The organism is Vibrio cincinnatiensis (assembly GCF_022113815.1).
GTDB classification, from domain to species: Bacteria; Pseudomonadota; Gammaproteobacteria; order Enterobacterales; family Vibrionaceae; genus Vibrio; species Vibrio cincinnatiensis_A.
In genome coordinates this window covers 1-1,651 of sequence record NZ_SGOM01000053.1, presented here as the reverse complement: position 1 = coordinate 1,651, position 1,651 = coordinate 1, and the positions used below count along the sequence as shown (strand labels likewise).

General features: G+C 53.0%; 1 rRNA gene. It reads right to left on the bottom strand.

The window, feature by feature from the left end:
• Positions 1–5 precede the first annotated feature (5 nt).
• Positions 6–1,547: ribosomal RNA gene (locus EXA13_RS16520) — 16S ribosomal RNA — on the bottom strand.
• Between the last annotated feature and the right edge of the window lie 104 nt (positions 1,548–1,651).

Below are 1,651 nucleotides of genomic sequence, written 5' to 3'. Positions count from 1 at the left end.
TTACGTAAGGAGGTGATCCAGCGCCAGGTTCCCCTAGCGCTACCTTGTTACGACTTCACCCCAGTCATGAACCACAAAGTGGCAAGCGTCCCCCCGAAGGTTAAACTACCTGCTTCTTTTGCAGCCCACTCCCATGGTGTGACGGGCGGTGTGTACAAGGCCCGGGAACGTATTCACCGTGACATTCTGATTCACGATTACTAGCGATTCCGACTTCATGGAGTCGAGTTGCAGACTCCAATCCGGACTACGACGCACTTTTTGGGATTCGCTTAACATCGCTGTCTCGCCGCCCTCTGTATGCGCCATTGTAGCACGTGTGTAGCCCTACTCGTAAGGGCCATGATGACTTGACGTCGTCCCCACCTTCCTCCGGTTTATCACCGGCAGTCTCCCTGGAGTTCCCACCCGAAGTGCTGGCAAACAAGGATAAGGGTTGCGCTCGTTGCGGGACTTAACCCAACATTTCACAACACGAGCTGACGACAGCCATGCAGCACCTGTCTCAGAGCTCCCGAAGGCACTCTAGCGTCTCCGCCAGATTCTCTGGATGTCAAGAGTAGGTAAGGTTCTTCGCGTTGCATCGAATTAAACCACATGCTCCACCGCTTGTGCGGGCCCCCGTCAATTCATTTGAGTTTTAATCTTGCGACCGTACTCCCCAGGCGGTCTACTTAACGCGTTAGCTCCGAAAGCCACAGTTCAAGACCGCAACCTCCAAGTAGACATCGTTTACGGCGTGGACTACCAGGGTATCTAATCCTGTTTGCTCCCCACGCTTTCGCATCTGAGTGTCAGTATCTGTCCAGGGGGCCGCCTTCGCCACCGGTATTCCTTCAGATCTCTACGCATTTCACCGCTACACCTGAAATTCTACCCCCCTCTACAGTACTCTAGCCTGCCAGTTTCAAATGCAACTCCGAGGTTGAGCCCCGGGCTTTCACATCTGACTTAACAAACCACCTGCATGCGCTTTACGCCCAGTAATTCCGATTAACGCTCGCACCCTCCGTATTACCGCGGCTGCTGGCACGGAGTTAGCCGGTGCTTCTTCTGTGGCTAACGTCAAAGAATATGGCTATTAACCACACTCCCTTCCTCACCACTGAAAGTACTTTACAACCCGAAGGCCTTCTTCATACACGCGGCATGGCTGCATCAGGCTTGCGCCCATTGTGCAATATTCCCCACTGCTGCCTCCCGTAGGAGTCTGGGCCGTGTCTCAGTCCCAGTGTGGCTGATCATCCTCTCAGACCAGCTAGGGATCGTCGCCTTGGTGAGCCTTTACCCCACCAACTAGCTAATCCCACCTGGGCATATCCTGACGCGAGAGGCCCGAAGGTCCCCCTCTTTGGCTCGAAAGCATCATGCGGTATTAGCCATCGTTTCCAATGGTTATCCCCCACATCAGGGCAATTTCCCAGGCATTACTCACCCGTCCGCCGCTCGTCAGCAGAGAAGCAAGCTTCTCTCTGTTACCGCTCGACTTGCATGTGTTAGGCCTGCCGCCAGCGTTCAATCTGAGCCATGATCAAACTCTTCAATTAAAGTTTTTTGGTCTTGCGACCGGCTCAATGAATACTGACTTCAACTTACCTTAGTAAATTAAAGCTATTATCGTTCCAACAGAACGATAATGAATTGACTGTGC